The following is a 13,170-nucleotide window of genomic DNA, read 5'->3' on the forward strand; positions in this document are numbered from 1 at the left end:
CGGCATGGTCTGGAATTGGAGGAAGAAGCGGAGTATGGCAACCGCAAATATTTGGAAAAGCAGGATTTCATCCTTGCCAAGCAAAAGAAGCAGCTTGCCGCCCAGCAGAACAAGCTGGACAAGCTGACCCTCAAGGTCAACGACATGGAAGCGTTGATCGATGAAGTTTCGGCTGCGGCCTACGACAAGGCAGTATCCTGATGCTCGGCGAAAAACTCGCGGAGCTTGTCAGCTTCATCGGGGAGGACAAAGCCAAAGCCCTGTCCGTCCACTCTGCAATAGAAAGCGATTTTCATGACTGCCACCTCAATCAAAAATGTCCTGGATTTTGTATGCGATCTCGATGCGCTTATCGGGATATACCAGCACCCGGTCGATCAACAGCTCGGCCAGCTCGGTGGTCAGCGTGTCCGCATCGAAAATCGCCTTGGACGCTTCCTTGCGGCTGTCCTGCCGTGCCTGTTCGTCCTGCTTCTGTTTCGCCTGTGCCAATACTGCGGCATAGGCGTTTTTTGTTTTCAGCAGCAGCTCGTTACACGCGGCCTTTTCCGCCTTGTAGGTGTTCAGGTCAATCTCGCCCATAAGATAGTGTTCGTAGTCTGCATCCGACAGGGACTTCCATTTCAGAAATTCTTCCTCGCGGGCAAAGTCCTCGCGGGTCAGGCGGATGATGGCTTCGTTGGCATCCATGTAAACGATAGCGTTGGGGTCTTTCTTGTTCAGCGCATAGCTGCTCTTTCTGTTAAACATAGGTCTCGGCGGCTCCGGTGCTCTCATGGATGATCTTGCGCAGCTTACCACTGCCAAAAGTTTCGGCAAAGCCCAGCGGCAGCACCGCCAAATGCTCCGACACCGCCAGCCGCAGATTGGTCGCCACCCGGAACGCCGACAGGTGGGAGCACATCAGCGCTGCAATGTAAATAAGGTAAGACAGCACTGCAAACAACACTGCCATCCAGCCGTAATAAACTCCCCGGAATCCGCATCCTCGCTCTGGTAGAAGAGGAATCTGTTTTCATTGTCCACATCCAGTTTCTGGTAGGTGTGTGCAAACACTTCCTGTCCTTGCGCATCCAGACCGGTGATGGTGTCGCCACTCATCACGAATTTTTCCACGCCGCCCAGAAAATAGCAGTTGAACGCCGTGCTGTCCGGATCTGCTGCATATTTTTCAACAGCCTCCTCGCCATACGGCTCTGCCATGCACATTCCCAGCAGCATATCCGTAGCCGATTCCGCATTGTCCTCGCCTACCAGCGGAGTCGCAGCGTCGATCCACAAATTCCGGTATTCACTCTTTGCCGCCCGATGTCAAGTCTTGGACAACTTTTTTCACAAATAAATTTGAAAAAAGCGAAAAAAAAAATAAGCCCTGCAAGGCTTTCAATCGGTTTTTGAACCAATTTGAGCCTTGTAGGGCTTATCTCTATACTCTATACAATTTTTGCTTTATACGGCCTGCAACGGGGTGTTTTCCATTACTTTCTTAAATTCTTCGACCGTCATTTCAGCATCCTCAGCAGCTTCTTCAACCGTCACGCGGCCTTTTCTCACCTGCTTAATCAACATCCGCATCTCACCGATACCAATGCCTTCTTCTCTGCCGATACCGATACCTTCTTCTCTACCTTCGGCCTTGACACCTTGACTAAGATTGCACATAATAAGCACCTCTCTTTCCAGTTCTTCGCTCATTGCAACGCCAAACTCTTCTTCGAGAATTTTCTTTTTCTCCGTAGCTGCTCTTGACGAAGAAAGCAGCACATCCAGAAACTTCAAAATGCCTGTATAGTTTTCTGTATCAGGTTTTCCCAGACAAATCGTTACCACGCTCATCAGATCATAATTTTCTGATTTCTCGGCAGCGTTTCCAATCAACTGTTCTGGCCGAATCGAATACCGCGTAAGCGTATTCTGAAATTCATCGGACGGTTTTGTACAAACCCATATAGAATACACTTTTCGGATTTTTCCATACTCAGACTTTTTGAATATCGGCCCGTGCTGTGCAGAAATCATTCTGCTGCAATAATAGATTGCACGTTTTGTCAGTGGGTATCCCGGATTAAAAGCAGTCTGCGCTTCCACATTGATAATAAGACGAATCACATCCTGCTGTGCTGCATCATTCGCTGCCGTTGGAGCAATCGCATCAAAGCGAACGTCATAACGCACCGTTCCCTCAGTCAGCGTAGAATCCTCATTATTGCTTCCAGTTATTATTTCGGGAGCCTTCGGAGGTCTATTTGTATCATCAACGTGAACACCAACCGTGCCAACCTCTGGAGTTCCCTCGATATACTTTTCAGCAATTTCATCTACGGAACATTCACTGTATTCATCTACGCAGCCCTTCATAATCTGCGCCAGGATCTGCTCGTTCGCCAGCAGCTTTTTAGCAGTCTTATCATAGTCCGAATCAAACTCCGTCTGAGTTATCGTGTGGGCCAGCTGATTTTCTACCGTGTTCTGCTTTTCCATCGGCATTCACTTCCTCGCAGTAGATTCAACAAGAGCGTATAAACTCTTACTGTACTTTCATCTTACCATAAATCGCTTCTCATATCAAGCTGTGCAACTCCCTCAAAATCCTTAAATTTTTACGAACAGTTGTCCATAATATAACATTGTCGTTGATGTTATATTATGGACAACGCTGCCCGTTCCACAATCAGAATCCATCGGCTATTCTCGATCATCTTAACTTTTCTTCTGCATTATAACTCTTTTTAAGTTAAGATACAAAATTAGAGTTAAGACTAGCAGAAAAAGCGCATCACAGCTTGAAAATTCCACTCTTTGAAATTGTTCATGTTATTACATTTCTATTGATGTTATATCATGGGCAACCGCTTGATGCTACTTTCCTGTCGTGCTATACTTATCTTATACAAAATTGTCAAGGGGGAGTGCATTATCATGAGTAAAAGACTTGTCGCTTACTTTTCTGCCAGCGGTGTCACCGCAAAAGTTGCTGAAAATCTGGCAGATGCCATCAGTGCAGACATTTTTGAGATTCAGCCAGAAGTTCCTTATACCAAGGCCGATCTGAACTGGATGGACAAGAAATCCCGCAGCACCATCGAAATGAGCAATCCGAACTCTCGCCCTGCCATCGCCGCCAAACGTGATAACATGGACGAGTATGACACCATCTTTGTCGGCTTTCCTATCTGGTGGTATGTTGCTCCCACCATCATCAATACATTTCTGGAAAGCTACAACTTAAAAGGTAAGACCATCATCCCCTTTGCCACCTCCGGCGGCAGCGGCATGGGCAAAACCAATGAAAAACTTGCGCCGAGCTACACTGGTGCAAAGTTACTGCATGGTAAGGTGTTCAACTCCTATTCCAGCAAGGCAGATTTGTCTGCATGGGTAGAAACCCTCAGCCTATAACTCTCACATTCCTACAGAATGAAACGCCCTCATAGCCGAGAAGATTTACGAATCCTCTCAACTATGAGGTCGTTGTTTTCTTCCCCATCATGTAAATTATACGTCATACTTATAGCATAGCCTTCATACAGTTTTGTTCATAATATCACATTTCCCACCGGACATCCTTTCTTCTTTCCGCAAGTCCTGGTTTACTAAGAAATAAAGATGGCTCTGCAAAAATATAATCATTTTTCTTATTTCTAAAACGCGCGGTGCCATTCATAATATAGCAGGCATCTTTTGCTCTTGTCAGTCCTACATAATGCAAATTCAAATCTTGTTGAACCGACGACTCATCGCCAAACTCGTTAGGAATTATCCATTTATACATATCCATATGAAAAACAATATTAAATTCCAATCCTTTTGATTTGTGCAATGTCATAATATTAAGTTCGTTTTCACGTGCCGGAACGTAATTTTTCAACTGATGCGGATCACTTATCACTGAATGAAGATTATTCAAAGCTACTTTTGTTTCCTTTTGTGCGTACACCAGTCCCGCAAGTTCTTTTATCTTATCCTCTGCATTGCAAAAATCATCGAACGAATTCGAAAATATACTTTGGCACAGCGCGAGTGCTTTTCTATATTTTTGAGGTTGCAACGGTGTACAAAGGGAACATAATAAAAAACTTAATAATGGACTGCCAATCTTACACAAAGTACCGCCCAAATGAGACTACGGGCGGTATTTTTGTATCATGGCGGAGAAAGGAGGAACTTCCCACGGGGGCTTGACTGAAAAGTTGAGCCCCTTTTTTCATGCCAAAAAACAGGAGGTAAATGCTTATGGCAGATGATAAAACCACAAAAACGCCGGAACAGCCGGTAACGGATACCGGACCGGGCAAAGAAACACCGCCTACTCCCCCAAAAGAGCCGGAGAAGGTTTCCGTTTCCCCGGAGCCGGAAAAAAAGACGGAACCGGAGGTAAAGAACCCGCAGGTTTCCGTCTATAACTTCACTGAAATTATGAAGGAAAAGAAAGCCGAGGAACGGGCGGCAGCTCCCGGCGTGGAAAAGCCTGACCCGGCAAAAACGGAAAAACCGGAAAAGCAGCCGGAGGCTCCGAAGAAAGCGGAGGAAAAACCCAAAGAGCCGGAACAGCCAAAGCGCCGGGGCCGTCCCCCGAAAGCAGATAAGGACAAGGCCGCAGCCCCGAAGCCCAAAGCCCCCGCACAGAAACCGGAAAAGGCGGTCAAAAAGGAACCGGAGAAAAAAGCAGCTCCAACGGTACAGGCCGCTTCCGCTCCGAAGGGACCCGAGAAGCCGAAGGATGCACCACGCCGGGGCAAGGAGCAGATCGTCTATATCAAGCTGAACGAGCTCCACGCCTTCAAGAACCATCCCTTTGAAGTCCGAGACGATGACGAAATGCGGGCTATGGTGTCCAGCGTCAAGGACAAGGGCGTTACCCAGCCTGCTATCGTCCGTCCCCGTGAGGATGGCGGCTATGAGATCGTGTCCGGCCACCGCCGCCAGAAGGCCAGCGAGCTTGCCGGATATGCGGATATGCCCTGTATTGTTCGCAATCTGACGGACGATGAAGCCATCACGCAGATGGTCGAGGACAATCTCAACCAGCGTGAAGAAATCCTCCCCAGTGAGCGGGCCAAAGCCTTGAAAATGCAGCTTGAGGCCATCAAGCACCAGGGCTCCCGCACTTCGGGCCAGATTGACCCGAAGGACGCAGGAAAACGCTCCAACGAAATTGTAGCCGAGCGCAATAAGATGGCGGTCAAGCAGGTGCAGCGGTATATCCGGCTCAATGAGCTGGTTCCCGACCTGATGAAGCTGATGGATGAAAAAAAGCTGGGCTTTACTACGGCGGTGGAGCTTTCCTATATCGGCAAGAAGAACCAGAACTATATCGCCGTCGCCATTGACAGCCAGCAGTCCTCGCCTTCACAGGCGCAGGCAAAGCGTATGCGTGAGCTGGACGAAAAGAAGCTGCTCAACGGGGATGTGATCGACGGCATTATGATGGAGGACAAAAAGGAGGTAGACAAAGTGATTTTGACAGGTGCGGAACTGAGCAAGTATTTCGGCAAGGAAACTACGCCGAGGGAAATGAAGGACCAGATTATCAAGCTGCTGGACGACTGGAAGGGCCAGCAGAAGGAACACGAAAAGCCGGAGAAGAAAAACGAACAGGAAAAGTAAGCCGAAACTTCGGGTCAACATGGCCCGAGGATTGCGGTGCTCTGCCCCGCGCCCCGAAGCTCTGGAGATATAAATCATTCCCCGTCGCCAGTTATTCCGTAGCATAGCCGGGAAAATCAGTCAAGGGCAGCGCCGCCGCAGGCGGTGCCAGAGGCACCCTTGACGGATTTCTCCCGGTTATGCTTTTTCCCGGTCAAGCGACGGGGATATAAATTCTCCAGAGCCGTTCCCCTTCCCGGGGGAAGGGGCGGAGGGGTTGGGCGATACCTTGCTTTTCCCTAAACCAAAACAGAAATGGAGGCTCAACCAATGAAACGACCTTTAGCGTACCTGACCGCCGCATGGAGCGGCGAGCCGGATGTTGATATGGAGCTGGCGGCCCACTACTGCCGCCTTGCTTATGAGGCGGGCTTTTCCCCAATCTGCCCGCTCTTGTATCTGCCGCTGTTTTTGAATGACAGCGTTCCCGAGGAACACAAGGCCGGGATTGATATGCGCCGGGATATGCTGCGGCGCTCCCATACCCTGATCGTCTGCGGCAGCGTTGTGGACGAGGATGTAAAAAACGATATTGCGGTTGCCGGGCGGCTGGGCATTGCGGCGACAACGCTGGAAGGGGTGCTTGCCGTGAAGGGACACGGCACCCCGGGCTATGCCGGACATTAAGCTGGGGAGCCTTTTTGACGGGATCGGCGTGTTCCCTCTGGCTGCTTCCCGGTGCGGTATCCGTCCGGTATGGGCCAGCGAGATTGAAAAAGCGCCCATCTCCATAACCAAAAGGCACTTTCCCGATATGGCGCATTTGGGAGATATTACGAAGGTGGACGGCGGGAAAATCCCGCCGGTCCATGTGATAACCTTCGGCTCTCCCTGTCAGAACCTTTCTCTGATCGGCAACCGCTCCGGCCTTGCCGGGGCAAAATCAAGCCTGTTCTATCAGGCGTTTCGTATCATACAGGAAATGAGGGATGCTACTGATAACCTATATCCAGCTATCGCTGTTTGGGAAAACGTCATGGGAGCGTTTTCTACAAATGACCGGATGGACTTTAGAGCCGTCCTATCCGCCTTCTCGGACACCGAAGTTCCAATGCCTCCTTCGGGAAGATGGGGAAACGCCGGAATGGTGCGAGGGGGAACGCCTGATGTGTGCTGGCGGCTCATGGACGCCCAGTATTGGGCAGGCTCCCGAAGGCTGGCACGAAGGCAGCGGATTTTCGTCGTGGCGGATTTTGGAGGCAGACGTGCCGCAGACATACTATTTAAGCCCCGTCCAATGCTCCCACTTCCTCCGCCTTGCGGAGAGGGCGGGTGGGCCGCCGCCGAAGGAGATCGAACAGCTTCTTTTGAAACAGGGCGGCAGATACCAGTCATCCACCCCTTTCAGTGCTTCCGTATGCGGGGAGCGGCAAAAAGGCAGGAAGAAACGGCCTTCCGAAACAGCTTCGGATTACCAACTGACCCTTTTCCCACTCTTTTAGCCAGTGATGTAACGCCCTTTGCCTTCTGGTATGAGGGCGACCCGGAGGGCGGCTGCATCCGTTTTCTGACGGAAACGGAAAGCGAACGGCTGATGGGGCTGCCAGAGGGCTGGACAAAGTACGGGGCGGACGGCGTGGAGATCCGGCCTCTGCAACGCTACAAGGCACTGGGAAACGCGATTGCCCTCCCTTGCGCCGATTACATTATGGCCGGGATTTATGAGGTGCTGGCTGACCGGTCCGGAAAGGAGGAATGAGCCCATGTTTGAAGCCTATATAACCAATACAGCCCTATACCCCTTAATGGGGATCGAGGTAGGGACAACGGTACATTTCCCCATGACGACACAGGAGTTGCAGGCCGCCCTTGCCAAAATCGGGATAGACGGGAAACGGTACAGCGAAGTGTTCTTTACCAGCTTTGACAGTGATGTGCTGGGACTCTACGATTATCTCTACGAATGTGAGAACATCGACGAGCTGAACGAGCTGGGCCATGCCCTGCTGGAAGTACGGGATAAGGGCGGACTGGAAACCTTTGAAGCCGCTCTTGTCTTGGGAAACCACACAAGGAGCGTGAAGGATTTGATAAACCTGACGCAGAACCTTGACCTTTACCGCTTTTACCCGGATATTTCCGATGATGAAGGGCTGGGCCGTCTTTACGCCGACGAGCTTGGGACTATCGACATACCGGAGCACATTCAGAACTACTTCGATTATGAGGCATACGGGCGGGATGTGCGTATCAACGAGGGCGGCGTATTCGCTCCCGGTGGGTATGTGTCGGCAGTCCCGGAGGGCTTCAAGGAGTATTACCACGGGCCGCAGGACATTCCGCCGGAACACCGGATATTTGCTTATCCTGAAAAGGCCGAGCCTGTCCACTCCATTCTCGCTACACTCAAACGGTTTCAAGAAGCCCCACCCGCTCCGAAAAAGGACAAGGCGGGGCCTTCCCATGAAGAACGGTAAGACTTCGGGCCAGCATGGCCCGAAGCATAAAGGAGGTGCATACCATCAACTATTACCCTATCAATGAAGGAGCCGCCCGCCGGGCAAAAGAAATGAACAGCTTTTCCGACTACAAGGGAGGGAGCGCAACGGCGGAATACCGGGCAATGGTGGACAAGGCCGCCGCCATAGCGGTAAAGCAGAAATCCCGGGTGGACCCCATGTACCATGAGAAGATCGACCATCTGTTAGACACCTACGCCCGCAAGCTGGCCGAAAACATGAACCAAGGCTTTGCCATTGACGCGAGGGTTCCCTCTGTGCTGATCGCCGGGCCTTCCAATTTCCCGGTGGGAAAGAAGGAAAAACAGAACCGGGCGCGGGACAGCAACATGGAGGAATGGCGGCATATTCAAGGGCTGCTGGATAAGATACGCAGCACCGGCATGGGCGGGATCAGCGCCGATGACCCGGCAGCGATTGAAAAGCTCCAGAAGAAGCTGGACGGGCTGGAACGCTCCCAGCTCATTATGAAGGAGGTCAACGCCTATTACCGCAAGCATGGCAAGCTGGACGGCTGTGCGCTGCTGTCGCCGGACCAGATCGAAAAGCTGAAAGCAAGCATGGCGTCAAGTTGGCGAAGCGACCCGAGGCCCTTTGAAAGCTACCAGCTTACCAACAACAATGCGGAGATCCGCCGGGTAAAGGCCCGTATCGAACAGCTTTCCAAACAGGCACAGCGGGAGTTTTCCGGCTGGGAGTTCGACGGGGGCCGTGTGGAGATGAACCGGGAGGACAACCGCTTGCAGGTGTTTTTTGATGGAAAGCCTGACGCGGACACTCGGGCCGAGCTGAAAAGCAGCGGTTTCCGCTGGGCTCCCAGTGTAGGCGCATGGCAGAGGCAGCTCACGGACAACGCCATCCGGGCGGCTGACCGTCTGGAATGTATCAAGCCGCTGTCCGGCGAAAAGCCCTCCCAGCTTCAAAAGAAGCCCTCTATCTTGCAGACCATGCGGGAACAGGGCGAAAAAGTCCAGACGGAGCCGGAAAAGAAAGCTCCGTCCGGCAGAGATGCCGAGCGGTAAGCCTCGGGCCACATTGGCCCGAGGTTTTCTGTTCCCCGAGATTGTACGGGGGCCTCCCGGATAGCGGGAACCCCGACGGAAAGGAGGTTTTATGCAGGAAGAAGTAAACCAAAAAACGGTTGCCCTTTCGATCAGGACAACGAAGCTCACGGGAAAAGTGCTGGCTGCCGCTCTTGGCAAGGTGGTTCGGGCGCTGCAAAAGCACCACCGGAAGGCGCTGACCCCGCAGGGACGCCAGAGCGTGAAAAAGCTGATGAACCACTATGGCGGCAAAAGTGCCATGCCCTATGTGGGAGCTCCAAAGGATTTTGACCGGATCGCGAAGGAGTTCCATGTGGACTACGCTTTCCATAAAGTGAGCCCCGGCCATTACCTGCTGTTCTTCAAAGCCAATCAGGCGGACGCCATCACGGCGGCCTTCCAGAAGTACAGCGCAAAGGTGCTGAACAAAGAGCAGGACAAGCCTTCCATCCTCGGCCAGCTTCGGAAATTCACGGAGCAGATCAGGACGCAGGCAAAGGAAAAGCAGCGGACCAGAGAGGCGGTGAAGGACGGACGTTGAGTGACAAGATCAGAAAATATGTGCTCCCAAACCTGCCGTACCTCTTTGTGTTCTGGTTTTTCTCCAAAATCGGGACGGCCTACCGGATCGCCCCCGGCACAGACTTCGGGACAAAGCTCATGGGGATGCTCGATACCTTCCCCAAAGCCTTTGAAACCTACTGGCCGGGGCTTGGCGGTATTGACCTGCTGGTGGGCCTTGCCGGTGCGGCTGGGGTGTATCTGCTGATACAGTCAAAGATCAGGCAGGCGAAAAAATTCCGGCGGGATGCGGAATACGGCACCGCCCGCTTTGGAACAAAGGAGGATATAAAGCCGTTTGTAGACCCTAAATTTCAGAACAATGTCATTCTGACCGGGACGGAGTTCCTTACCATGAACACCCGTCCGAAGATACCTGCCAATGCCCGGAACCTAAACGCCTGTGTCATCGGCTCGTCCGGCTCGGGAAAGACAAGGTTCTGGTTGACCCCGCAGCTCCTTCAAGCCCATTCCTCGTATGTGGTGGTAGACCCGAAGGGCGGCACCCTCGACCAGTGCGGGCGGTTTCTGCAACGGGAGAAATACAGGGTGCGGGTGTTCAACAGTATCGACTTTTCAAAATCCATGCACTACAATCCGCTGGCCTATATCAAGACAGAAAGCGATGTTTTGAAATTTGTTACCGCCCTGATTGCCAACACCAAAGGCGACGGCAAGGAGGGCGACGAGTTCTGGACTAAAGCTGAAACCCTCTTGTACTGCGCCCTTGTGGCCTACATCGTCTTTGAGGGGCCGGAGGAAGAACGCAACATGAATACGCTGGTGGAAATGATAAACAGCATGGAAGTCCGGGAGGATGACGAAACCTTCAAAAATGCGGTGGACTATATGTTTGACGGGTTGGAACGCCGCAGCCCCCAGCACTTCGCCGTGAGGCAGTATAAGAAATACAAGCTCGCCAGCGGCAAGACAGCCAAAAGCATTTTGATTTCCTGCGGTGCAAGACTGGCTCCCTTTGATATTCCCCAACTTCGGGAGATCATGTCTTATGACGAACTGGAGCTGGATAAGCTGGGGGATGAAAAATCAGCGCTGTTCTTTCTTATCAGCGACACGGACACCACCTACAACTTTTTGGTTGCCCTCGCTTTTTCGCAGATGTTCAACCTTCTGTGTGAACGGGCTGATAACACCTATGGCGGGCGTCTGCCCTACCATGTGCGGGTGCTGTGGGACGAGGCAGCCAACACCGGACAGGTGCCGGGGCTGGAAAAGATCGTGGCCGTCATCCGCTCCCGTGAGATCAGCCTGACGCTTTTTTATCAGGCAATGAGCCAGTGCAAGGCATTGTACAAAGACCATTCCGAAACCATCATGGGCAACATGGACAGTATCGTATTCCTCGGAGGCCGGGAGGCTTCCACCCTAAAGGATATTTCGGAAAACTGGCTGGGCAAGGCCACCATCTCTATGCAGACTGAGGGCCGAAGCCGTGGGCAGTCTGAAAGTTACAGCCAGAATATGCAGCGGCTTGGCCGGGAGCTGATGACCACCAGCGAGATCACCACCATGCCCGGGGATAAATGTATCTTGCAGCTTCGGGGGCTCCCGCCCTTCCTGTCTCCGAAGTATGACTTGAAAAAGCACCCGAATTACAAGTACACAGCCGAATTTGATAAAAAGAAAAACGCCTTCCGCTTGGAAAGCCTGTTCCGCCACCGGCCATTGAGACTAAAGCCGGAGGACGAATACACGGTGTACGAAGTGGACGGCTCCGACACGGACGAAGAAGCTGACCTGTTGAATTTCGATGATCTGGACAGCGACGAGTTTGTGTAACTTCGGGCCATGTTGACCCGAAGCGCCGCCGATGTGGGCGGCTTTTTTTGTACCCAAAATCATCAAACAAACAAAATGGAGGAACGTATATGGAATTTTTCAATCAGGCAATCGACATTCTCAAAATTCTGGTCATGGCTCTTGGCGCCGGTCTGGCGGTATGGGGCGTCATCAACCTTCTGGAAGGTTACGGGTCGGACAACCCTGCGGCAAAAAGCCAGGGCATTAAGCAGTTCATGGCTAATTAAAGGGAACAAAAAGAAAGGAAAAGCCAATCCAGACGGTATCAGCGGCAGGCTACAAGAATAAATTGTGATTTCACAAGATTGGTGCTATAATAAGAGAAAAGTGCCTGCCGGGGCAGCCGCTCCGGTGGTATGGATAGAAAGGCAGGAAAACAATATGCACATCAGCTATAAACCACTCTGGCACACACTGTTAGAGCGTGATATGAGAAAAGAGGATTTAAGGCTTGCTGCTGGTATGACAACAAATATGATTGCCAACATGAGCAAAGAGGGAAAGCACATCAGCATGGATACATTAGCCCGTATCTGCGAAACGCTGAATTGTGAGATTACCGATGTGATTGAGTTAGTACCAGACGAGCCTGCTTCCACAGGAGGTAAGGAACATGAGCGAATTGAAACCAAGAATAAAAGAAAACGGAATTGATTATATCCTTGTTGGAGATTACTACATCCCGGACTTGAAGTTGCCGGAGGAACACCGCCCCATCGGAAAGTACGGACGGATGCACCGGGAATATTTAAGAGAAGTCTGCCCAGCCAGATTACACACATTGACCCTGACCGGGGAATTGTGGACATATCTTGCAGACCTGAACGAACAGGCACAGAAACGGTTAGACACCATCATGGAGCAGATGAAAGCTGCCGAGGGCGTGACCGAGGAATTGAAGCGTACCCGTCAAATGGAATGGGTGCAGCGTTGCAATAACATTCACAACCGGGCAGAAGAAATTGTTTTACATGAGATGATTTATTCATAACGGTATGGTAGAATGATTATTACAAATTAGAAGTTGTAAAGGAGACTTTGTATGGGTAGAAAAGAAATAACAACAAAAGAAGATTTAATGAAAGTAATAGAATTATTCGAAAATACTGGAATTACATACTGGTTGGATGGCGGATGGGGTGTAGATATTTTAGCTGGTAAACAAACAAGAATTCATAGAGATATAGATATAAATTTTGATGCTCAACATACGGAAAAATTGTTAAATGTGCTTTTGAATCTGGGCTATAAAATTGATACAGACTGGAAACCGGTTAGAATAGAGTTATATAGTGATGAACTTGGTTACTTAGACATTCACCCGTTCGTTTTAAATGAGGACGGAACTTCAAAACAAGCTGATTTAGAGGGTGGCTGGTATGAGTTTGAAAAAGATTACTTTGGTAGTGCTTTTTTTGAAGGAAAAACAATTCCTTGTATATCCTTAAAAGGCCAAAGAGTTTTCCACTCAGGTTATGAATTAAGAGATAAAGATAAGCATGATATTTCAATTCTTGAAAGTTTATCAAAATAACATTGCTGTAATTTCTAAGATAAATTCCACTTTATCGCTTTGAAATTTTAACTGAATAAGTATAGCACCAACCGCTGCTACATGGAAGCAAACACAACCATGCAAC

At 50.6% G+C, this 13,170-nt stretch carries 16 protein-coding genes and 2 pseudogenes; 13 read left to right on the forward strand and 5 right to left on the reverse strand.

Annotated features, from left to right (window positions below):
- Positions 1–201, forward strand: a pseudogene (locus DWV57_RS12905) (hypothetical protein); the annotation flags it as partial.
- 105 nt (positions 202–306) lie between these two features.
- Here the strand turns inward: DWV57_RS12905 and DWV57_RS12910 are convergent.
- The 4 genes and pseudogenes from DWV57_RS12910 to DWV57_RS12925 form a co-directional block, all read right to left on the reverse strand.
- On the reverse strand, positions 307–750 hold the full coding sequence (locus DWV57_RS12910; protein WP_118528307.1) for a hypothetical protein: 444 nt from the start codon (positions 748–750) through the stop codon (positions 307–309).
- Positions 746–961 (reverse strand): annotated as a pseudogene (locus tag DWV57_RS12915) (ABC transporter ATP-binding protein); the annotation flags it as partial. The pseudogene DWV57_RS12915 and the gene DWV57_RS12910, both read right to left, overlap by 5 nt.
- Complete coding sequence (locus DWV57_RS12920; RefSeq protein ID WP_207666264.1) at positions 904–1,281, reverse strand: hypothetical protein; 378 nt, start codon at positions 1,279–1,281, stop codon at positions 904–906. The pseudogene DWV57_RS12915 and the gene DWV57_RS12920, both read right to left, overlap by 58 nt.
- A 168-nt stretch (positions 1,282–1,449) precedes the next feature.
- Entirely contained in the window at positions 1,450–2,481 is a 1,032-nt protein-coding gene (locus DWV57_RS12925; protein ID WP_243112363.1) for a hypothetical protein, read from the reverse strand.
- 438 nt (positions 2,482–2,919) lie between these two features.
- Here DWV57_RS12925 and DWV57_RS12930 point away from each other — a divergent pair, with 438 nt between their 5' ends.
- Positions 2,920–3,399 (forward strand): flavodoxin, encoded by a 480-nt coding sequence (locus tag DWV57_RS12930; RefSeq protein ID WP_120020998.1) that lies wholly within the window; start codon positions 2,920–2,922, stop codon positions 3,397–3,399.
- Positions 3,400–3,544: 145 nt separating this feature from the next.
- Here DWV57_RS12930 and DWV57_RS12935 read toward each other — a convergent pair whose 3' ends face one another.
- On the reverse strand, positions 3,545–4,105 hold the full coding sequence (locus tag DWV57_RS12935) for a 3'-5' exonuclease (protein WP_207666265.1): 561 nt from the start codon (positions 4,103–4,105) through the stop codon (positions 3,545–3,547).
- A gap of 122 nt (positions 4,106–4,227) precedes the next feature.
- Between DWV57_RS12935 and DWV57_RS12940 the strand changes: the two genes are divergently transcribed.
- From DWV57_RS12940 to DWV57_RS12990, 11 genes are all read left to right on the forward strand, one after another.
- Entirely contained in the window at positions 4,228–5,607 is a 1,380-nt protein-coding gene (locus DWV57_RS12940; protein WP_117854410.1) for a ParB/RepB/Spo0J family partition protein, read from the forward strand.
- A 309-nt stretch (positions 5,608–5,916) separates the two neighbouring features.
- Positions 5,917–6,273 carry a hypothetical protein gene (locus DWV57_RS12945; RefSeq protein WP_178105371.1) on the forward strand — a complete coding sequence of 119 codons (357 nt, stop codon included), beginning with the start codon at positions 5,917–5,919 and terminating at the stop codon, positions 6,271–6,273.
- Complete coding sequence (locus DWV57_RS12950; protein ID WP_120021000.1) at positions 6,260–7,345, forward strand: DNA cytosine methyltransferase; 1,086 nt, start codon at positions 6,260–6,262, stop codon at positions 7,343–7,345. Before DWV57_RS12945 ends, DWV57_RS12950 begins: the two co-directional genes overlap by 14 nt.
- 4 nt (positions 7,346–7,349) lie before the next feature.
- Positions 7,350–8,063, forward strand: a complete 714-nt coding sequence (locus DWV57_RS12955; protein ID WP_003500154.1) for an antirestriction protein ArdA — start codon at positions 7,350–7,352, stop codon at positions 8,061–8,063.
- Between the two features lie 14 nt (positions 8,064–8,077).
- Positions 8,078–9,127 (forward strand): hypothetical protein, encoded by a 1,050-nt coding sequence (locus DWV57_RS12960; protein ID WP_120021001.1) that lies wholly within the window; start codon positions 8,078–8,080, stop codon positions 9,125–9,127.
- Between the two features lie 91 nt (positions 9,128–9,218).
- Positions 9,219–9,689, forward strand: coding sequence for a PcfB family protein (locus DWV57_RS12965; RefSeq protein ID WP_120021002.1), 471 nt, complete (start codon positions 9,219–9,221; stop codon positions 9,687–9,689).
- Positions 9,686–11,509 carry a VirD4-like conjugal transfer protein, CD1115 family gene (locus tag DWV57_RS12970; protein WP_021425361.1) on the forward strand — a complete coding sequence of 608 codons (1,824 nt, stop codon included), beginning with the start codon at positions 9,686–9,688 and terminating at the stop codon, positions 11,507–11,509. Before DWV57_RS12965 ends, DWV57_RS12970 begins: the two co-directional genes overlap by 4 nt.
- Positions 11,510–11,598: 89 nt before the next feature.
- On the forward strand, positions 11,599–11,757 hold the full coding sequence (locus DWV57_RS12975) for a Maff2 family mobile element protein (protein WP_003500126.1): 159 nt from the start codon (positions 11,599–11,601) through the stop codon (positions 11,755–11,757).
- 64 nt (positions 11,758–11,821) lie between these two features.
- The gene (locus tag DWV57_RS12980) at positions 11,822–12,184 is read left to right on the forward strand and encodes a helix-turn-helix domain-containing protein (protein WP_007887891.1); all 363 of its coding nucleotides are present in this window, start codon (positions 11,822–11,824) and stop codon (positions 12,182–12,184) included.
- The gene (locus DWV57_RS12985; RefSeq protein WP_002584333.1) at positions 12,144–12,521 is read left to right on the forward strand and encodes a TnpV protein; all 378 of its coding nucleotides are present in this window, start codon (positions 12,144–12,146) and stop codon (positions 12,519–12,521) included. The genes DWV57_RS12980 and DWV57_RS12985 overlap by 41 nt, the downstream gene beginning before the upstream one ends.
- Positions 12,522–12,572: 51 nt before the next feature.
- Positions 12,573–13,064: a hypothetical protein gene (locus DWV57_RS12990; protein ID WP_009266803.1), complete on the forward strand. Its 492-nt coding sequence runs from the start codon at positions 12,573–12,575 to the stop codon at positions 13,062–13,064.
- Positions 13,065–13,170 lie beyond the last annotated feature (106 nt).

Source organism: Faecalibacterium sp. AF10-46 (assembly GCF_003604105.1).
Classification (GTDB): domain Bacteria; phylum Bacillota; class Clostridia; order Oscillospirales; family Ruminococcaceae; genus Faecalibacterium; species Faecalibacterium taiwanense.